The organism is Acinetobacter sp. ESBL14, assembly GCF_036668815.1.
In the GTDB taxonomy this organism is placed as follows: Bacteria; Pseudomonadota; Gammaproteobacteria; order Pseudomonadales; family Moraxellaceae; genus Acinetobacter; species Acinetobacter gyllenbergii.
In genome coordinates this window covers 269,970-289,244 of sequence record NZ_JAZEVS010000005.1, presented here as the reverse complement: position 1 = coordinate 289,244, position 19,275 = coordinate 269,970, and the positions used below count along the sequence as shown (strand labels likewise).

The window sequence follows — 19,275 nt, the reverse complement described above, 5'->3', positions numbered from 1 at the left end:
ATTATACCCCTACATCCACAAAACAGCCTTTAGCCTCACGCGCAATACGTGGAATCCGTTTCTCACTGGTGTAATCATTAATCAGGTCGCAAGGGGTATAATTACGATCAATTTCATATAATTCATCTTCGTTGAATTGAGTCTCTAAGGCTTGTATTGCGGTTTTAAATTGATCTACGTTATCAGCGCCTACCAACATACTGTGAATGCCAGGGCGCTGCAGTACCCAAGCCTGTGCAACCTGTGCCATGCTCAATTTTTTGTTTTCAGCAACTTTGCCCACAGACTTTACAATTTCAAAACTCACTGCATCGTTATACATCTGCTGGGTAAAGAAATCTGTGCTATTGCGAGTTGAACTCAGTTCACCACTTAAAATGCCACGGGCTAAGGGACTGAATACTGAAACGCCAATCCCTTGATCCATACAGAAAGGAATCATTTCCCGTTCTTCTTCCCTATAAGCACAATTCAATTGCAATTGCATATTGATCGGTTTGACAAAACCATTGCGTTCACATGAAATTAAGATTTTTGCCAACTGCCCAACTGTCATGGTTGAAACACCAAAATAACGTGCTTTTCCAGACTTAATAATTTCATTCATCGCTGACAGTGTTTCATCAACAGGACTATCGACATCAAAGAAATGCAGCATATAAATATCAACATAATCTGTCCCAATACGCTTTAAAGATTGATCGATGCTACTGAGGATATTCTTTCTGGAATGCCCGACTTGATTAATGCCTCCACCTGTTCCATAGCCAACTTTGGTTGTAATCACCAGCTCATCACGATTAACCAGTTTTTGAATGATTCCACCAACCACTTCTTCGCCTTTTCCAGCCGAATAAAAATCAGCAAGATCAATAAAATTGACACCTGAATCCAGTGCATATTTGATGATTGGTGCGCTTTGCTCAGCATTGAAAATCCAGGGTTTCCAAGAAGATGAACCCATATTCATGGTGCCTAAACATAGGCGCGAAACTTTTAAACCTGAATTGCCTAAATTGATATATTCCATGGTCTTAAACCTTAATCTTTAGGGGTATAAAATGGATTTTTGATTGTTTTAAGTGCGACTAAATCATTCTTTAGCGGTAAATGATTCAATGCGGCATGAATGGCCCGAGCACAGGCCTTATAATTATTGCGATACACTTCATCCAAATCATTGCAGTTTGGATTGACCCAGTTCGCAGTGACTATGGCCCACTCATCTTCCGCTTCTACAGGAAAAACGCCTGACACAAGTGCTTCATTGATGGCCTTGGCAATCCCTGCCTGTGAGGCGCCCCATGTTGCATTTGCATGCAAATCCCCTTGGATTTCCGCTTTATTCACATACAAAGTCATTGGTTTTACGGGGATATTCGGTTGTGCAATCACCATAAATGGGCAATGTCCTTGAGAAGGTGAAGAGAGGCTATTTGCAAAAGCCTGACCCACTGGCCCGCCACGCGGACCAATTAAAATATTGATATGTGAGGCATTGACTCCGTCACCTTCAAATCCTTCACCGATATAAACCTCAGCAGTTAACTTATCCATGTACTTTCCTTGAGCAAATAAACTGCTATTACCATCCCTCGTTTTAAATAAAAATAAAATGCAAATTAATTCACAACACTATTAAAAAAACTAATATCAAAAAAACTCACATCACTGTGAATTAACTTCATAGTAAGCATGCAATATTTATTATAAATAACAGTAAAAATATGATTAATTAATCCAAAACAAGGAAATTAAAATTTAATTTATTTTCAAGGATAGAAAATGTTAAAAATAAAATCAGCACAAATTAAAACCCTACTCTTTATAGGTAGTTTAGTGCTAAATCAAACCATTTATTCTGGTATAAAATTTGGCGAACCAACTTCAAACTTGGGGCAGTTAAATATTGGTGGTGCAATCCGTGGTAAGTATGTCTATGACCATGATGCTAACCCGACTAGTAGCAAATTTTCTTTTAGTGATGCCATCTTACGTCTTGATTATGACTCGCCCAAGCTCATTGGCGCGTTAGATTATCGTCTATATGAATATTATGGTCATGTTGGCGATGCCAGCTGGTTAACGGATGCTTGGATCGGATACAAACTAGACCATCACCACAAGATTATTGCAGGTTTGAATCCAGTCCCATTTGGATTGGATCGTTATTGGGGAAATACCTTTTTTCTTGGCATTGCCAATGTGATGGGGCTGGAAGATGTCCATAATGTTGGAATCAACTATCAGTTTAAAACAGCTAAGAATCAACTCTCCTTGGCCTTCTATCCCATTGATGGCGGCAATTTTAGAGGGCATTCAAAAGATGCGCGACGCTTCAGTATTAATATGGTCAATGCTGATGATGCTGTTGAAAACGGAACTAATACCCAAGAAAAAAACATAGTCATTGCCCGTTATGCATACTCTTCAAACTATGCTGACCTCAACTACCAAGTTGGTACATCGGTTTGGTATTCAAGCATTGAAAATAAAAATTATTCCAGCACAGGATCACGTCAAATATGGTCTATTTTTGGCGATTTTAATTATCAAAACTGGAATAGCAAATTGCTGTTTGGTCATCAAGATATTGCCAATAAAGACCGCTTGAGTCCTGATCATATTAGCTTAGGCGGATTTGACTATTCCTATAATTCAGCAACGCAAGGCGACTTTTTTTCTACAGAATTGAGCTACTTATTCCCATACAGTTTTGAATATGTACAATCCATTCGCCCCTATCTCAATATCAGTGGTTATATCAACAAAAGAAATAGCAGCACAGATAGTTATAGAGTTATTCCAGGTATTGCATTTAAATTTAAAGACCTTGCCATTCAAGCAGAACATTTAATCGGTAAATATGACCCTTATCTTGGCGATCAAAATGGTTTAGCACAAGGAACAAATAATAATTGGAATCAAAAAACATATATTTCACTTGCTTATTATTTTTAACTAACCAATAGAATATTCCTTATTTAAATTATAAAAATTATTTTTATAGCTAAAAGCACCTCATACAAAATATACGCTATGCTACACTGAGTACAATGGATTGTGATGAATATGAAGCACCACTTCAGGACAAGAGTGGTCATCTTCATCTTATAAAAATCAGGGATATGATCAAAGGACCTATGGATGCGACAATTACCTCCCATGAACGCTTTACGCATCTTTGAAGAGGTGGTCAAGCATTTAAATTTCTCTCATGCAGCCCAGTCGCTCTGCCTAACGCATGGGGCTGTCAGCAGACAAATCAAATTACTAGAAGAGTATTTAGGTGTTCAGCTTTTTTTGAGATCACCCAAAGGAATCGAACTCACCTCTCATGGCCTTGAGTTCGCAAATGATATGCAAGTTGTGTTTGATCAAATTGAAGTCTCCACCCTCAAATTTAGGGCAAAAAACATTCGAAGCAAACTCAACATCGAAGCGCCACCAACCTGGTGTAATCGAATATTGTCACCAAATTTAAAAAATTTTTTGCTTGTAAACAAAGATTATTCTTTTACCGTAAACTACACTCAGGATGCCGAAAGTCATGAAGTTGCTGTAGATACAGATATTCGAATTCGCTTTGGTCTCGCCCCCTCCAACCATTGTCAGAGCAGTCTACTTTTAAAAGAAGACTATGTGATGGTGGCCAGCCCACAACTCTTTAAAGAGGGGCTCGCCCCGAATATTCAAGATTATCCGCTCATTCATGTCTTATATAATCGTAAAAGGCTAGATACATGGCAGATCTGGTTACAGCAAAACCACGCTGTTGATTTAATCGATTCACATTGCGCCATTGAGTTTTCAACCACAGAGCAAGTTATTCAAGCTGCTGTTGCGGGTTATGGTATCGCCATCATTGATAAACCCATGATTCAAAATGAACTGCATACTGGTCTGCTCAAGGCAATGATCGAGACTGGAATCCAAAGCAAATATGGTTATTGGATTGATATTCCCTTTAACAAAGCCACTCTTCCCAAAGTTCAAATTTTCAAATCTTGGTTAGAAAAGTTATTGATACAATAAGTTTCCAAGCCATTCTAACGGCGACGCTTTATTGCTAAACACCCTATGTTTTATTTTAGTTTTAAAGTCGCCACCTACACTTCATGCTACACTGCTGCAAAATTCAACGTTATTCTTTTTCGAATTTATGAGTCAAAAACAGCCTTATACCCCTGGCGAGTTTCAATGGGCTTTTTTATTGCCCAAATATTGGAAAATCTGGATCGCCATTACATTTTTAATGCTATTGGCCGTCTTACCTTGGGCAATTCAATGGCGCTTGGCCCATGGCTTGGCGGCTTTGTGCTGGCGCTTACTCAAATCACGCCGTAAAACTACACTCCGGAATTTAGAACTCTGTTTCCCTGAGTGGTCACCAGCTGAGGTTGAAGCACAAGCGAAACAGGTGTTTGTGGATATGATGCTCGGTGTATTTGAAACTCTCAATGCATGGTACTGCCCGAAGTGGTTTAAAGGTCGCCACAGTATTGAAGGTCTAGAACACATCACCAATGCAAAAGCACAAGGCAAAGGTGTGTTGTTACTGGGTACACACAGTACCCTACTCGATGCAGGCGGTTATATTTGTGCTCAATATTTCGAGCCTGATGTGGTCTATCGTCCTCAGAATAATCCACTGCTGGATATGCTGATTTATCGTTGCCGCGCCACCATTTATCAACATCAAATTGACCACGATGATATGCGGGGTTTGATCCGCCGACTCAAAGATGGCGGTGCGATTTGGTATAGCCCCGATCAGGATTTTGGTTTAAAACAAGGGGTGATGGCGCCCTTCTTTGGTGTTCCTGCTGCAACAGTGACTGCACATCGTCGTTTACTCAAAATATCGAAAGCCGTTGCGATTCCCTTATATTTCTATCGCTATGGTGATGTACGTAATCCACAATATAAAGTGCTGATTGAGCCAATTGTGGAAAATATGCCAAGTGAAGATGAAGTCGATGATGCGATTCGCGTAAATCAAATCATTGAAGCTCAGCTTCGTATTGCACCAACACAATGGATGTGGTTCCACCGTCGTTTTAAAACCCGCGCCGAAGGTTACGACAAAATCTATTAAGTTAAAAAAGCCGCCTTATTCATATATAAAGCGGCTTTTTTCTAAAGCAATAACAACAATTAATTCGGGAAAATCACCCCAGTATTTAAATCAAAATAGGTTGGGGTATTGCTATACACTGAACCCAATTTGACATTAATAAACCAGCCCAAATTGCCTTGATCTTGTAAACGGTTTTGAATCTCACTCGGAAGATCAAGCTTATAAATCGCATCTTCTTTAAAGACTTTTGATTCAATGCTTGTTGTACTAACGCTATCACGTTCAAATAAATAACCTTTGGTGTTAAAGAATGCAATCGCATTGTCCTTATCAATCAAATGATAACCCTCAGCCGCTTGTTGCTTCAGTAGCAAATCAAGCTTAGTTGGGTTGTCATCATAGAACCCTGCCTCTGTTTTTGGCATCTCAAAATAACGATAACTATAAGTTCCATTATGGGTACTGCTATTCACACAGGTCGGCACATAAAAAGTCCCATTGCTAGCACCATTATTGGTAAAAGTACTGCCTGCATAAATCAATTTACAACCTTGCGCTCCAAGTTCATTAAAGGCTGCCATAATATTGGTTCGGTTTGCATTACCACTCACAATAAAGCGATTGTCATAATTATAAGTTGCTGACTTTTTATCGTTTTTAACAAATAAATATTTATAGGTATTGCTTGGATCTTCACCTAAAGAAGACTTATACGCAAAGCCGAGCGCACCTTGCTTTTTAATTTCTGCTAACCAGAATAAATAGACATTGGCAACCACGTTGGTTTTTACATCGACAATTTTATAGCTATAAGTATCGGTTGAAGCATTATTTTTCACATATAAGTTTTTAGGTTCAGGGAAGTCACTATTGGCTTTTTTCACATCCAAAGACGTAGCTGCCAAAGCAAAACCTTGGCTGCCTTGCGTATTGGCTTGCGCCAAGAAGTTCGTCCAAGAACTTTGATTATCGAGTAGACGATAACTTGCGGTGGCTTTACTCACAGTCGGTTTTAATAAGCTATAGCCTTCGACAGTGGTACGGGTATAACAGGTCACTGTTTTCGATGGGTCGACTGCGTCCATATAGGCTTGAATATCTTTGATCGTTGCCGTTTCATTCACGGCACACATCCCATTACCCTTAAAAGCATAAGCCCATGCGCTTCCATTACGGTATCTATCCGTATATTTCACTCGATTCGCTGTCGTTGTACCGCTAGTTTCTGTCGGAGCGATCTCGGTAATCAACGCATCATCGGAAGCAACATCGTAATTTTTAATCACAGCACCTGTGCAATCCTCTTTTTCAAACTGACGTGTTTCGGTGGTAAAGCGAACACTATTCGCGGAAGTCTTATGCACTGTTAAATTTGAACGGCGTCCTTCAAAGCAAAAACCTCCTAACCATGAACCCACAAAGCGATCAGCCACGACTGGGGTTGGTGTCGGTGTTGGCGTTGGTGTTGGGGTTGGTGTCGGTGTCGGCGTTGGGGTTGGTGTCGGAGTCGGCGTTGGCGTTGGAGTTGGGGTTGGGGTTGGTGTCGGCGTCGGTGTTGGCGTTGGAGTCGGGGTTGAATCTGAATCGTTATCAGATCCACAACCCACCAAGATTGCGCAGGTTACGCTCAGTGCTAATTGTGTCCATATATTTTTCATTGCATCACCCTCTGTGTGATTTTTTCACATATTTGTGTATGTGAAAATTTAACACTTTTATACTTGAGTGCAAATATGTTTATGCGTAAATTAATAACGAAAGGTCAAAATCATTTTTTATGGATGGTTGGAATGTATGGATACACAAGCAAGCCTAGCAAGACAATTTAGTGCCTTATCGAAAGAATGGCGTGCATGGCTAGAAGAAAATTTAGATCGTGGCTGTAACCCAGTCGACTTGGCTAACATCTTGTTACGAGAAGGATTGATTGATCTGAATCAAGATTTTTCTGTGCCAATACAAGCTGAAGAACAGCATTACGCAGTACTTGAGAAAATCGCAACAGAAAAACAAACTCAACTCAGCAGTACATTTACGCCAGAACAAAAGAAATGGCTGGCTCAAGCAGTACTTGATGGTTTAAGCAAAGCCGAAATTTATTATTCATTAGTGAAACAAGGCTTAAGTGAAATTGATATTGCCCTCGAATGGGTCCAGTTAAAACAACATCCTTATTTTCAAATTGCTCAAGAGCAGCATTTCCTGCTCAAAAAACGCAATTGGTTACTCAACACTCTCGATCATTTTGCCCGTTTGAATCCTGATTATCAGCAAATCAAGCGAATTTCAAAACCGGAGTTTCCTGATTTTATTCAACATTATTACAGCCGAAACCTGCCTATTATTCTGACCGATGCCATCCAGCATTGGCCCGCCTTACACAAATGGTCACCGCAATATTTCAAACAGACTGTCGGTATGCAGGAAATTGAAGCCCAGTTTAATCGTGAACAAGATCCTTTATTTGAACGTAACTCGATTCAACATAAAACCAAAATGCAGATGAATGATTTTGTTGATTTAATTGAAAAAACTGAGCATTCCAATAATTTTTATATGACCGCCAACAATGCCAAGGCCAGCCAATCCAGTTTGGCCGTATTGTTTCAAGATATTGGTCATTTTCATGGCTATACTGACCATGCTCAAGTTTATGATCGTAGTTTCATCTGGTTTGGTCCCAAAGGCGCTTTTACCCCGCTACATCATGACTTAACCAATAACTTTTTAGTGCAAATTTATGGACGGAAAAAAGTCACCCTGATTCCTGCAATGCAAACACCACATCTCTATAATGATGTGGCTGTGTTTAGTAAAATTGCCGATCCTCATCGTCCTGATCTCCTTGAGTCATTCCCTGATTTTGCCCATAGCAGCAAAATCGAATGTATTCTCAATGAGGGTGAAACCTTGTTCATTCCACTGGGCTGGTGGCACTGTGTCGAGAGTTTGGATATCTCTATCAGCGTTTCCTTTACTCATTTTAATATTGATAATGCTGGAGCTGAATCCTTTCCATCTCCAAGTGGACATTAAACCATGTCAACGAATGACCTATACCGAATCTGTTCTTAAGGTGCTTTAATGGTAAAACCAACAGACCAAGCCATCCTCAACACAACCTCATCTGCATTAAATGCACAAGGTGTTATTCCGCAAGATGCAGAAACCACCTTGGATAGCATTTATCCGATGATGCAACATATCGCACGTTGGTTAATTCATTCAGGTGTCGGCTATACCGATTTCGTGGCGGCACTCAAACCGATTTTTTACGAGCAAGCCTTGCTTGAATTAGATCGAATCAAGCAGAACAAGACTGATTCAGCAGTCAGTTTATTATCTGGACTGCATCGAAAAGATGTCAGCAGTTTTAGGCAGCAAGCCAATCAAACTGCCACAGAAACACCAAATTTCGCCATTAGTGTTCCTGCCCGTGTCATTGCCCGCTGGATTGCACTTGATCTTCCAACTCAAATTCCTATTTCTGGTGAAGAAAATAGTTTTGAAGCCTTAGTCAAGCATATTTCAACAGAAAAGCATCCGCGCTCGATTTTGTTTGAACTACAACGCTTAGGTGTGGTTGTGCAAATCGATCAAGATGTCATGTTACAACAACATAGCTTTACCCCAGATAATCAAATGCAAGAGAGCAAAGCACTGTTCTCTGCGAACCTTAGCGATCATTTGGCCGCAGGGATTGATAATTTTATTAGTGAAAAACCGTTTACCCATCTTGAACAAGCCGTGCATGCCGAAAAATTAACGGCTCAATCGGTTGAAGCACTTCGAGAGTTGAGTATCGAACTGTGGCAAGACATGGCAAAACAACTCTTAAATGCCGCGATTCATCATTGTGATCAAGACCAAGAAAAAGCTGATGCACATTATCAATTCCGATTTGGCGTTTACCAGTACGATACTCAAATAAAACTACAAGTGCCTTATATTTTTAAGGATAAATAACCATGAGAAGCTTATTGTGCCCTCTCGTTTCTCTCATTTCAGTGCTTAGCTTAACTGCATGTGGCGAAAATTTTTCAGTCGCGAATGTGAGTTTAGGTGGCAGTGGATCTGGTACACAAAAACCTCTACCAGGCGGTGGTGGCAATGGTGGGAACTCTAATCCATCTACAGGCGATAAAGATGAAGCCTATGAATATGTGGTAACGATTCCTCATGAAGCACAAGATACTTGTTTCGGCATTCAACGAAGTCTGCGTTTAATCGACTCAGGGACCAAACAGCCATTGCCTACAGGTCGAATTCAATCCCTTAAGACCACACCACTACAAATTGAAATTAAGAACACGACACCCAATTATATCTATCAATTGATACCGCTTTGTCGACCTATTGAATATCAAATTGGCCAAAATGTATTATTCGAGGGCCAATCTCTCAGGTGCGAGGCAGATCAAGATGAATTACAAGTTTTACGTCCATTTGAAACTCGTCGCTATGAACTTGATCTCACCTTTGCAGAAACAGAGCTTCCTTTCGTAGTAAATTACAACGCCTTTTACCAAACCGAATTACCAACAGCAAATACCGCATGGGAAAAATGTGATGCAGCTAAAATCACAATCCCTATTCATAAACGTCGAATTGTAAAAGTCATTGAAACGTCAGATCAGCCAACCGAGACTCTGCCAGAGATCCCAAAGGGAGAAAAACCAGAATAAGAATTTAAAAAATTAAAGCCCGAGTTCTGCATCCTGCAAAACTCGGGCAAATGAGGTTGTGCTTTCAAACTACTTTTATTATCCTGCGTCCATCGCATGCATCATATCCATGATGACTTTTCCATCTCAGCGTCGCTATCCTTAAGCGGAAATCCATTCCTGCGTCCTTGTGCTGATGTATTTAGAATAAACCTTTTACCGATTCCGTACTATTCGTTGCAGACTTAAATCTATGTACGAAATAACGTACATTAATTAGTTAAACTTTAAAATTAAGCCATTGTACAAGTCTCTCTCAGCTAACATCAGTTTTACATCCGTTGCTTATGCGGTTGAGCTAAAGAATCAGTCACTGCTTTTTCTTCTTGCTCAGCCTTTTCAATACCCTCTTGTATCGCTTCTTGCGCTTCTTGTTCATCCTCTGCGGTTTGCTCTAACGCTTGCTGCTGCTGTTCGAACACCCGTCCTGTTTGTAAGACCACATACACGGGGAAATGATCTGAACCAATATGCGGAAGGCGTTTCATATCGACCAGACCAAAATCGGTACTATGAAAGATATGATCCAGCGACCATCTTAAAAGAGGATAATCTGCATGAAAAGTATTCATAAAATAGCGCCCGACTCGAGGATCAAGTAAACCACTGATACGCTGAAATAACCGCGTTGTTCTTGACCATGCGACGTCATTTAAATCTCCCATGACGATACAGCTCTGATCAATATCTTTAATCTGATCCCCCACAATCAGCAACTCCGCATCTCTTAAAGTCGAGTCCTTGGCCTCGGTTGGACTCGGTGGTTTAGGATGTAAACAATACAACTGCACTTGTACGCCTGAAGGTAATGTCACCGCGGTATGAATTGATGGAATTTCATCACTTAGAATAAATTTAACTTCGGTATCATTTAAGGCTAAACGGCTATATAAATGCATGCCGTACAAATTTTCTAAAGGCACGGCAACACGAAACGGATAATCTGCTTCAATTGGACTCAGCGCTTGCTGCCATTCCGCATTTGACTCCAATGTGAGCACCAAATCTGGTTTTAAAATTTCAATCTGTTCGAGTAATAGATGATACTGATGATTAGGCGTAAGCACATTCGCAACCAATAAGGAAATTTGCTGCTCTGGATTCAATTGCGCCTTTTTGACTTTTTTGACTTGCTTGCGCCATAACGGGGTATAAGGCAACACCATTTTAAGCTGATAAGCAATCGCCGCCACTAAGCCAAGAAAGAGCAGTTCAGTACTCAAACTCCACTCGGAAAGCACAAATAACATCGCAAAAAATGTGATGATGCCCAGTGCCAATATTTGTAATCTCGGAAAGTCTGCACCCCGAAACCACCATTCATCTCTGGGGATCAAAGACCAAAATGAAAGCCATATCACCAGCGCTGCGCAAATCTGAATCCATATCATGTTCATTTTTCTCTTTGGGGTAGCATAGATTTACAATAAAGTTTCCGCTTTATCAATTTTCTATCTAATATAAACAAGATATTCCACTCAATAAACGCACTGTTTTATTTCAGTAAAGCTTGCAGTTGTGGGCACTTTTGATACACTCAAACCCCTTTAAATTTTTTTACATACCGAGGCACAATGACATGAAAGTAGGTCTGGTCGGTTGGCGTGGGATGGTTGGTTCTGTCCTGATGCAACGTATGGTTGAAGAGAATGATTTTGCTCATATCGAGCCATTCTATTTCTCTACCAGTAATGCAGGTGGCGAAGCACCTTCATTTGGTGGTAAGACTGCCCCAGCACTTATGGATGCAACAGACATTAACAGTCTGAAGCAAATGGATGTCATTTTAACCTGCCAAGGTGGTGATTATACCTCTGAAGTTTTCCCTAAACTGAAAGCTGAAGGTTGGAATGGTTACTGGATTGATGCTGCATCTACACTGCGGATGGCAGATGATGCAATCATCGTGCTTGATCCAGTCAACTTAAACGTGATCAAAGATGGTTTGGTCAACGGGACTAAAACTTTCGTTGGCGGTAACTGTACCGTTTCATTGATGTTGATGGGCTTAGGTTCACTGTTCCAAAATAATTTAGTGGAATGGGCGACGTCAATGACCTATCAAGCAGCGTCTGGTGCGGGTGCGCAGAACATGCGTGAGCTGATCACTGGCATGGGTTATTTGTATAACAATACTCAAGCATTATTGGATGACCCTAAATCTGCAATTCTTGATATTGACCGTCAAATCGCAGAATTACAGCGTGGCGAAGGCTTCCCGAAAGCAAACTTTGGCGTGCCATTGGCGGGTTCATTGATTCCGTATATCGACAAACAACTCGAAAGCGGTCAATCGAAAGAAGAATGGAAAGGTCAGGTTGAAACCAACAAGATTTTAGGTAATCAACAAATCGTTCCGATTGATGGTCACTGTGTACGTATTGGTGCAATGCGTTGCCACTCTCAAGCAATCACATTGAAACTGAAAAAAGATGTGCCACTTGATGAAATCGAAGACATGATTCGCAACTCAAGCCAATGGGCAAAAGTAGTTCCGAATACACGCGAAGCGTCAATGACTGATCTGACTCCAGTTGCAGTTACAGGGACTTTAACTGTTCCTGTCGGCCGTTTACGTAAACTGAATATGGGTAAAGAATACCTCGGCGCATTTACTGTAGGTGACCAATTACTTTGGGGCGCTGCTGAGCCATTACGTCGTATGCTCCGTATTCTAGTTGAATATAAGAACGCCTAAGCAAAAATCCCTAAAAATCAAAAGCCGATCACATTTGATCGGCTTTTTTCTTGCGATGAACGATGAATAATTTACAATTCATTTACATCACGGTAATGTATACTTTTTCCAGACGATAACATCACTTTTTCATGGATCGAGATGACTGTTTATAACAAATTAAAAATTGCCATTTTAGCCATCATTTCTTCACAACACCTTTATGCAATTACACTTGATCCAATTCAAATCCAGTCTGCACCCGGCGAACTTTTGTATGCAGAAATGAGCTTTCATCAGGCAGATGCCAACTCCAAATTAGATGTGAGTTTAGCAACGCCTGAAGATTTACTGATGCTTGGCGCTGCACACCAGCCACCATCCAGCCTGAATTTTTTTACCCGTCGAAACAACCAAGGTGAAGGGGTTATCGTCATTACTTCATCCCGTCCAATAACGGATGCTGAGCTAAATATTATTTTAAAAATTCAGGAAGACGGTGCATCTCATCTAAAGCATATTCGCCAACCCATGCGTCAAATTGCCAAAGCACCGATCGCAAAGAATGCCAATGAACAATCATTGACACCCAAATTTATTGTCAGTGAAAAAGATATCGCTTTAAACCTACCTGAAAGTACCCGCTTTAATGTTGCGAATCCAAATCCGCAGCCACAGAATTTAAAACAAGAAACGCTGTTGAATGCACCTTTTACGCTGCCACCTGTGTTAGAAACATCAAAACCAAATTCGACAGCAACAGCCGCCAGTGCAGTTGCAATTGCTGCACCAGTTAAAGTAGAGGCTGTAACCACTGCTGCTCCCCCATCACAGCCCGTAACACCCGTCGCTGATACTGTAAAACAGCCGCTAGCGGCAACTCCAATGAAACAGGAAGATACTCAAACTGCGAATGCGACGACCAGCACCAAGCAAAATGCAGCATTGGATGAGGAATTAAAAGTAGCTGAGCTTAAACCGATCGAAACCAAAGAAAAAACTAAAACACAGGAACAAGTTCAAGAAACGGTTCAGGCCACCAAGAAAAAGCCTGCTACAAATTCAGCGCCAAACAATGACAAGCCTCAACAGCATTTGGTGCAACGCAATGAATCTTTATGGAGTATTGCGCAACGCATTGCGGGACAAACACAACAGCCTGTTGCTCAGGTCATGAATCAGATTAAAGCACAAAATGAACACGCCTTTATTGGGGGAAATGCCAATCGACTCAGACAAGGCTCTCATTTAAACTTTAATCTTACAGCAACGTCCGTACAGCAAAATAAAAATACCCAGCAAATTGCGGCGCAAACACAACGTCCGACCACTGGAAAAACGAAATATCGTTTGCAACAAGCTGAAATGTCTCTGGTGGCTGAAAGTCATCAAGATTCCAGTACAGGAAGTGCCAAGAAAGACACATTACAGCAAAAAACCAGTGCTGACTTATCATTAAAAGTTATGACAGCACGAGAAAAAACCGTTACATTACAAAGAAACGTAACACAGTTAGAATTGGCACTACGTCACAAGGAACAACGTATTCAGCTGTTGAATGCACGGCTTGCCGAACTGCAAGATCAGTTGAAAGCGCAACAGGACACTAAAAAGCCAACACGCTAGGTTGCGAGAATATTCTCATAAATTTGCATAAAAGCGGCTCTATCTTTAAGGGGTATAGATCATGTCAACTATAATCATTGTACTGCTGGTCATTGTACTGATTGTCGCCATCGTTTTAAAAAAACGTGAAAGCAATCAAGCCAATGCTGCACCGAAAAAAGGTGCCAGCAAAACGGCAAAAAAAGCAGCGACACGATCTGCTTCACGAACCACATTAGTCCGTGAGGAACAGGAATATGCCCCTCCAACCACGACTGAAATTTCTGAAAGTTTGCGCCAGAAACTTGAACAACAAATTCAAAACGGTAATTTCCAGTCTGCCGAAGCACAAATCAATCAGGCCCTAAAGCAAGATAACGCTCAACACGAACTGTATCTGTATTTACTTGATATTCATTTAAAGCAAAAAGATGATTTGGCAATTGATCAATTGATCAAACATATTCATGCCTTGAAACTTGAAGATATTGCACAAGCAGCTGAAGCTAAACATCGTGAATACGAACAAAACAAACAACCTGATTCCATTGATTTTAATTTAGCATCTCATCATTTTCAGCAACCATCTGCAGCTGCTGAGCCCCAAATTCAAAATAATGTTGCGGACTTTGATGCACTGGTTCAAGCCCCAGCAGCACAATCATTTGATGACTTGCAGTCTGAATATGCAGCACCTGCAGAAGAAACCAAACCTGTAGAGGCAGCGCCTGAAATTCAGCCTTTAGACTTTAATTTCTCCTTTGAGCAGAAGCCAACTCCTGAAGCTGCACCTGCCCCAGTTGAAGCACCTGAGAGCAAAGAACAGCCTCCACTTGAGTTTTCATTTAACTTAGAACCAACAACGCCGCCAAGTATTGAAGAAGCAAAAGTTGAAGAGGCAAAACCAGCGCTTGACTTTAACTTTACCAATTTAGAAGTTGCGTCTCAACCGATTGAAGAAAAAGCACCTGTAGAAGAAACGGCACCAAGCCTAGATTTTAACTTTGAACCTACTGTAGCAAAAACTGAACAACCTACGTCACTTGAAACCGCAGCGTTTTCATTTGATGTTGCTGAACCTGCCGCAGTTGAAACACCACCTGAGCCGATCGCTCCTGTTACTGCACCGTCAGCAACGATTGCGATTCATGACCCATTGGTACAGTCTTTCCCTGATCTACAACAGCTTGATGAAGCCCAACTGAATTTAGAGCTTGCAGAGCAGTATATTGAACTAGGTGCCTATGATTCTGCACGTGAGTTGTTAAAAAACAATCAGGCATTCAATGCAGAACAACAGCAACGTTCAGAAAATTTACTGAATAAAATAGCTTCCTGAATTTGATCAGTCTAATATAAGCAGTCTCTCAGACTGCTTTTTTTATGATGAAAACAATCGCTTTAATTTATATGGGTGGGACGTTTGGTTGTATTGGCGAACCCTTGATGCCAATGCCTGAACAGGATTTTTTGCCTTTATTAGCGAAGGTGATTCCAGCACATTTACAGGTTGAATGTTTTGCTGCGCCCAGCATTAAAGACAGCAGTGCCTGTACCGCAACCGATTGGTTGCAATTGGTACAACAAATCCAACAATTACAACTCAATGGCTTTCAGCATTTTGTCATCATTCATGGGACAGACACCTTAAGCTATGCTGCTGCAACACTGGCACGTTTTTTAGGCCATTCTTGCCATGCCATCATTACGGGCAGCCAATACCCATTATTGAATATTGAAGGCAACGATACCCGTGAATTCACCGATGCAATTGGTAATCTGTATTTAGCACTGGAGCAAGTGCTTGCCTTACCGAGTGGTGTTTATCTTGCCTTCCATGAGCAAGTCTTTCATGCACAAAGTACTTTAAAAGCCCATACCACTGAATTAGATGCTTTTGTTGGCATCAAAGCAGACCAGCGCTGTGACACCACTGCAGATGCGCTTATTGTCCAAAATCAACAGATTGATCAAGCCGCTCAACTCAGTATCTTGAATTTGATGTTGCAGCCGATTGCGAAACAACAATTTATTTTGCAGTTAAACAATCTTCTGCTTAGCCCACCCGATTTTTTGATTCTGCAAGGCTTTGGTACTGGCAATATTGCTGTGAATGATGAAATTCTGGCACTGTTTGAACAACTTTATCAGAAACAATGTTTGCCGATTATTAGTACGCAAGTGACCTTTGGGCAAATTGACCAACGCTATGCTGTCAGTTCATGGATTCAATCCGCCAAAGTTTTAGTCAATGATTGTCATAGCCATGCCGATTTATATGCAAAAGTCTTGCAAATGTATTTAAAATATCCGACCCACGAACAGTGGTTCGAACATTGGCATCAACATTAATTCTGAGGTTAGAACATGCAACGTTATGCAATCGGTATTGAATTTTGCGGTACTCAATACCGTGGTTGGCAAACCCAACAGGCTGGCGTTATCACTGTTCAGGAAACCCTAGAAAAAGTGCTGAGTCGTATTGCCAATCAACCGATTATGTTGCATGGTGCTGGACGAACGGATGCTGGTGTACATGCGACCAATATGGTGGCGCATTTCGACACTGAAGCTATTCGCCCAGAGCAAGGCTGGATTCGTGGTGCCAACAGTCAACTGCCCAAAGATATTTCAATCCAATGGATTAAATGCATGGATGAAAATTTTCATGCACGCTTTAAAGCAGTGGCCCGCCGTTACCGCTATGTGGTGTATAACGCTCCGACTCGCCCAGCCTTACTACATAAGCAGGTCACCCATCTTTATCAAACCCTTGATGTGCAAAAGATGATTGCCGCGGCAGCAAAATTTGAGGGTACGCATAATTTTGAAACTTTCCGCGCCGCAGCCTGTCAATCCAATCAGCCAGTACGCCACGTAAAACACTGCCGCCTATTTGAACATGGGCGCTATCTGGTCTTAGACATTCAGGCAGATGGCTTCTTGCACCATATGGTGCGTAATATCATGGGCTGCCTGCTTGAAATTGGGCAAGGTCTGTATGAAATCGATCATATTGATACCATGTTTGCCGCAGAAGATCGTACCGCTGCAGGTATTACCGCGCCACCTGATGGTTTATATTTTATTCAGTCTTATTATCCTGATGAATTCGACTTACCTCAGCTACCTTTAGGGCCACACTGGTTGAATTTAGCTGAATAATAAAAGGCCTTATCACTGTGATAAGGCCTTTTTTATTTGCAACCAATTAACGTTGTTTACGCTTACGATATTCAACAGGCGTTTCATTGGTCCAGCGCTTAAAGGCGCGATAGAAGGTACTTGGTTCAGAGAAACCCGTTAAATACACAATACGTTCTACACTTTCATTGGTATTTGCTAATAGCTTTTTCGCTAAACGGCAACGATAATCCGAAAGAATTTGCTGGAAGCTGGTATTGGCTTCGCTGAGCTGGGTTCTTAAACGACGTGGCGTGATATTCAACTGTGCCGCCACTGTCTCCAATGTGGTTTCACCACTTTCAAGAGTTGAACCAATGGCACGGCGCACTTCACCCACTAAATCATAACGTGCTAGTTCTTGTAATTTTTCAATCGCCAATTGCTCATGCAATTGCAATAACTCAGGTTCTGCTTGCCATAACGGATAATCCAGTACAGCGGCATCAAAATAAAGACGGGTTTCTTTTTGCCCCAGGCTCACTGGACAACCATAGACTCTAAAGTATTCGTCATCAGCAGCACCCTCATTGAAGTTAAAATCAATATAAATTGGGTGAAACTGACCTTCAGTAATAAATTTAAAGAAACGTAAAATGCCTGACATGGCACATTCAGAGAAATGACGGTTAACTAAATTATCTGGCCAATACTGTTCGCCATTGCTTAAATAGCAGCGACCATCTTCAATCACCAGTTTGGCGTCAAAAGCATCACTGATCAGACGTTGATAGGCCAAAGCACGCTTCAAGCCTTCGCCAAAGGTTTCACTGCTGATAAAGAGATGTTCAATGACTTGACCACGATATAACGGTAAATGCTCACCCAGATGTAGCCCAATATCAGGATCATTACTGACATCCTGTGCAGCAATCCAAAATGCATTTTGTGCACTTAACGGCGTTCTTGCATTGGTATCCACCTGATTTAATGCTACACCGGCCTTTGTTAAAATCTCTTCAGTTGGTAATCCTGCTTTACGAATTGCCTGATAACCAAAGCGCAATACAACTGATGCATCTGTTAGCTGACCCACGCAGTGCCCTTCCCTGTAGATACGTTATTATGACAATGAACAACAATTTTAGATTAACGTTGATTGACCAAACTGACAACAATATTCTGCTTATTTTGTTAAAAAAATTCCAAGATTGTCTGACAGTTTCTTTCGGTTAATATCTGACAGCCTCTCACCGACTTGATCTTGTAAATTTTAAATAAATTGACTATAATTTGCGCCTTCCCAATTTGATCTCAGGTAGGCTATGGCCAATAAAGAGGAACTCATTGAGTTCGAAGGCGTTGTCACCGAAACGCTTCCTAATACGATGTTCCGTGTACGTTTAGAAAACGGTCACGAAGTTATTGCTCACATTTCTGGTAAAATGCGTAAACACTATATTCGTATTTTGACAGGTGACAGTGTTAAAGTTGAAATGACGCCTTATGATTTGACGAAGGGTCGTATCACTTATCGTGCACGCTAAGTCAGATTAGTGAATGCAAAAAAGCCACATTATGTGGCTTTTTTTATTATTCATGCGAACGTTTATTCACTCAGGCGTGTCGTTTTACAGCCCACTGTCTGACATTCACGGATACGTTCTTGCAGCCAGTTGTTGCGTTCTTGCGTTGCATTCAATTGGCATTGCACATAAACCGTACTTTTGGAGTCATCACTACACTCTGCATCACGATGGCGAATCCACGCCAGTTGTGATTTTTTCAAAATTTTTTGTTGTGTATCACTCAGTTGTTTGCGTAATTGCTGATAGTTTTTATTTAAATCAGCATCTGCACTAGCAAAAATTTTATTGGTGCAGTAGATATCATCATAAGTATTACGGGCATTTTCGCAGTTATCAGCATAGCTCAAAGTTGCCATTGCCCCACAGATCAAGCCAAATATTATTTTGCGCATGAAGTTGTCCAAATCGCTTAATTATCATCATTATCTAAGCATATTTTTCTGGGCTTGAACATTGCCCAAAAGTAGACAAGATTGT

18 protein-coding genes are annotated in these 19,275 nt (G+C 41.0%); 12 read left to right on the top strand and 6 right to left on the bottom strand.

Annotation, left to right across the window (positions count from 1 at the left end; all coding sequences use genetic code 11):
• Position 1: 1 nt before the first annotated feature.
• Together V6E90_RS16495 and fae are read right to left on the bottom strand one after the other, a co-directional pair.
• Complete coding sequence (locus tag V6E90_RS16495; RefSeq protein ID WP_023270860.1) at positions 2–1,030, bottom strand: aldo/keto reductase; 1,029 nt, start codon at positions 1,028–1,030, stop codon at positions 2–4.
• An 11-nt stretch (positions 1,031–1,041) separates the two neighbouring features.
• A complete protein-coding gene (fae, locus tag V6E90_RS16490) occupies positions 1,042–1,557 on the bottom strand; it encodes a formaldehyde-activating enzyme (protein WP_023270861.1) in 516 nt (171 codons plus the stop codon).
• Between the two features lie 228 nt (positions 1,558–1,785).
• Here fae and V6E90_RS16485 point away from each other — a divergent pair, with 228 nt between their 5' ends.
• The 3 genes from V6E90_RS16485 (at position 1,786) to V6E90_RS16475 (ending at position 5,098) form a co-directional block, all read left to right on the top strand.
• Positions 1,786–2,961: a hypothetical protein gene (locus tag V6E90_RS16485; protein ID WP_332605928.1), complete on the top strand. Its 1,176-nt coding sequence runs from the start codon at positions 1,786–1,788 to the stop codon at positions 2,959–2,961.
• A 186-nt stretch (positions 2,962–3,147) separates the two neighbouring features.
• Positions 3,148–4,035: a LysR family transcriptional regulator gene (locus tag V6E90_RS16480; RefSeq protein WP_332605926.1), complete on the top strand. Its 888-nt coding sequence runs from the start codon at positions 3,148–3,150 to the stop codon at positions 4,033–4,035.
• Between the two features lie 127 nt (positions 4,036–4,162).
• Positions 4,163–5,098: an LpxL/LpxP family acyltransferase gene (locus V6E90_RS16475; protein WP_023270864.1), complete on the top strand. Its 936-nt coding sequence runs from the start codon at positions 4,163–4,165 to the stop codon at positions 5,096–5,098.
• Between the two features lie 59 nt (positions 5,099–5,157).
• Here the strand turns inward: V6E90_RS16475 and V6E90_RS16470 are convergent, their stop codons facing one another.
• Entirely contained in the window at positions 5,158–6,738 is a 1,581-nt protein-coding gene (locus V6E90_RS16470; protein ID WP_332605924.1) for a PT dipeptide repeat lipoprotein, read from the bottom strand.
• A gap of 136 nt (positions 6,739–6,874) precedes the next feature.
• On the opposite strand from V6E90_RS16470, the gene V6E90_RS16465 reads away from it, so the two are divergent.
• Genes V6E90_RS16465 through V6E90_RS16455 form a run of 3 tightly spaced genes read left to right on the top strand, consistent with a single transcriptional unit; the run spans position 6,875 to position 9,765 of the window.
• Positions 6,875–8,116, top strand: a complete 1,242-nt coding sequence (locus V6E90_RS16465; protein WP_023270866.1) for a cupin-like domain-containing protein — start codon at positions 6,875–6,877, stop codon at positions 8,114–8,116.
• 48 nt (positions 8,117–8,164) lie between these two features.
• Entirely contained in the window at positions 8,165–9,046 is an 882-nt protein-coding gene (locus V6E90_RS16460; protein ID WP_332605923.1) for a DUF6502 family protein, read from the top strand.
• A gap of 2 nt (positions 9,047–9,048) precedes the next feature.
• Positions 9,049–9,765, top strand: coding sequence for a hypothetical protein (locus V6E90_RS16455; RefSeq protein WP_332605921.1), 717 nt, complete (start codon positions 9,049–9,051; stop codon positions 9,763–9,765).
• 311 nt (positions 9,766–10,076) lie between these two features.
• Here the strand turns inward: V6E90_RS16455 and V6E90_RS16450 are convergent, their stop codons facing one another.
• Positions 10,077–11,195, bottom strand: a complete 1,119-nt coding sequence (locus V6E90_RS16450; protein WP_016542421.1) for an endonuclease/exonuclease/phosphatase family protein — start codon at positions 11,193–11,195, stop codon at positions 10,077–10,079.
• A 188-nt stretch (positions 11,196–11,383) separates the two neighbouring features.
• Here V6E90_RS16450 and asd point away from each other — a divergent pair, with 188 nt between their 5' ends.
• The 5 genes from asd (at position 11,384) to truA (ending at position 17,251) form a co-directional block, all read left to right on the top strand.
• Entirely contained in the window at positions 11,384–12,502 is a 1,119-nt protein-coding gene (asd, locus tag V6E90_RS16445) for an aspartate-semialdehyde dehydrogenase (RefSeq protein WP_016542420.1), read from the top strand.
• A 141-nt stretch (positions 12,503–12,643) separates the two neighbouring features.
• Positions 12,644–14,107: a FimV/HubP-related protein gene (locus tag V6E90_RS16440; protein WP_332605919.1), complete on the top strand. Its 1,464-nt coding sequence runs from the start codon at positions 12,644–12,646 to the stop codon at positions 14,105–14,107.
• Between the two features lie 61 nt (positions 14,108–14,168).
• Positions 14,169–15,425 carry a FimV domain-containing protein gene (locus V6E90_RS16435; protein WP_332605917.1) on the top strand — a complete coding sequence of 419 codons (1,257 nt, stop codon included), beginning with the start codon at positions 14,169–14,171 and terminating at the stop codon, positions 15,423–15,425.
• Between the two features lie 44 nt (positions 15,426–15,469).
• Positions 15,470–16,438 (top strand): asparaginase domain-containing protein, encoded by a 969-nt coding sequence (locus V6E90_RS16430; RefSeq protein WP_332605915.1) that lies wholly within the window; start codon positions 15,470–15,472, stop codon positions 16,436–16,438.
• Positions 16,439–16,453: 15 nt separating this feature from the next.
• A complete protein-coding gene (truA, locus tag V6E90_RS16425) occupies positions 16,454–17,251 on the top strand; it encodes a tRNA pseudouridine(38-40) synthase TruA (RefSeq protein ID WP_016542416.1) in 798 nt (265 codons plus the stop codon).
• Positions 17,252–17,297: 46 nt separating this feature from the next.
• Here truA and V6E90_RS16420 read toward each other — a convergent pair whose 3' ends face one another.
• Positions 17,298–18,305 (bottom strand): AraC family transcriptional regulator, encoded by a 1,008-nt coding sequence (locus V6E90_RS16420; protein ID WP_004656037.1) that lies wholly within the window; start codon positions 18,303–18,305, stop codon positions 17,298–17,300.
• 229 nt (positions 18,306–18,534) lie between these two features.
• Between V6E90_RS16420 and infA the strand changes: the two genes are divergently transcribed.
• Positions 18,535–18,756, top strand: a complete 222-nt coding sequence (gene infA / locus V6E90_RS16415; RefSeq protein WP_001284370.1) for a translation initiation factor IF-1 — start codon at positions 18,535–18,537, stop codon at positions 18,754–18,756.
• Between the two features lie 62 nt (positions 18,757–18,818).
• Here the strand turns inward: infA and V6E90_RS16410 are convergent, their stop codons facing one another.
• Positions 18,819–19,190 carry a lysozyme inhibitor LprI family protein gene (locus V6E90_RS16410; RefSeq protein ID WP_004656039.1) on the bottom strand — a complete coding sequence of 124 codons (372 nt, stop codon included), beginning with the start codon at positions 19,188–19,190 and terminating at the stop codon, positions 18,819–18,821.
• Positions 19,191–19,275 lie beyond the last annotated feature (85 nt).

Bases quoted from the DNA above. Each gene is read 5' to 3' on its own strand.
- V6E90_RS16485 (WP_332605928.1), top strand. From the start codon at position 1,786: ATGTTAAAAATAAAATCAGCACAAATTAAAACCCTACTCTTTATAGGT.
- V6E90_RS16410 (WP_004656039.1), bottom strand. From the start codon at position 19,190: ATGCGCAAAATAATATTTGGCTTGATCTGTGGGGCAATGGCAACTTTG.
- V6E90_RS16435 (WP_332605917.1), top strand. From the start codon at position 14,169: ATGTCAACTATAATCATTGTACTGCTGGTCATTGTACTGATTGTCGCC.
- V6E90_RS16440 (WP_332605919.1), top strand. From the start codon at position 12,644: ATGACTGTTTATAACAAATTAAAAATTGCCATTTTAGCCATCATTTCT.
- V6E90_RS16465 (WP_023270866.1), top strand. From the start codon at position 6,875: ATGGATACACAAGCAAGCCTAGCAAGACAATTTAGTGCCTTATCGAAA.
- infA (WP_001284370.1), top strand. From the start codon at position 18,535: ATGGCCAATAAAGAGGAACTCATTGAGTTCGAAGGCGTTGTCACCGAA.
- V6E90_RS16470 (WP_332605924.1), bottom strand. From the start codon at position 6,738: ATGAAAAATATATGGACACAATTAGCACTGAGCGTAACCTGCGCAATC.
- truA (WP_016542416.1), top strand. From the start codon at position 16,454: ATGCAACGTTATGCAATCGGTATTGAATTTTGCGGTACTCAATACCGT.
- V6E90_RS16495 (WP_023270860.1), bottom strand. From the start codon at position 1,030: ATGGAATATATCAATTTAGGCAATTCAGGTTTAAAAGTTTCGCGCCTA.
- V6E90_RS16475 (WP_023270864.1), top strand. From the start codon at position 4,163: ATGAGTCAAAAACAGCCTTATACCCCTGGCGAGTTTCAATGGGCTTTT.
- V6E90_RS16460 (WP_332605923.1), top strand. From the start codon at position 8,165: ATGGTAAAACCAACAGACCAAGCCATCCTCAACACAACCTCATCTGCA.
- fae (WP_023270861.1), bottom strand. From the start codon at position 1,557: ATGGATAAGTTAACTGCTGAGGTTTATATCGGTGAAGGATTTGAAGGT.
- asd (WP_016542420.1), top strand. From the start codon at position 11,384: ATGAAAGTAGGTCTGGTCGGTTGGCGTGGGATGGTTGGTTCTGTCCTG.
- V6E90_RS16430 (WP_332605915.1), top strand. From the start codon at position 15,470: ATGATGAAAACAATCGCTTTAATTTATATGGGTGGGACGTTTGGTTGT.
- V6E90_RS16480 (WP_332605926.1), top strand. From the start codon at position 3,148: ATGCGACAATTACCTCCCATGAACGCTTTACGCATCTTTGAAGAGGTG.
- V6E90_RS16450 (WP_016542421.1), bottom strand. From the start codon at position 11,195: ATGATATGGATTCAGATTTGCGCAGCGCTGGTGATATGGCTTTCATTT.
- V6E90_RS16455 (WP_332605921.1), top strand. From the start codon at position 9,049: ATGAGAAGCTTATTGTGCCCTCTCGTTTCTCTCATTTCAGTGCTTAGC.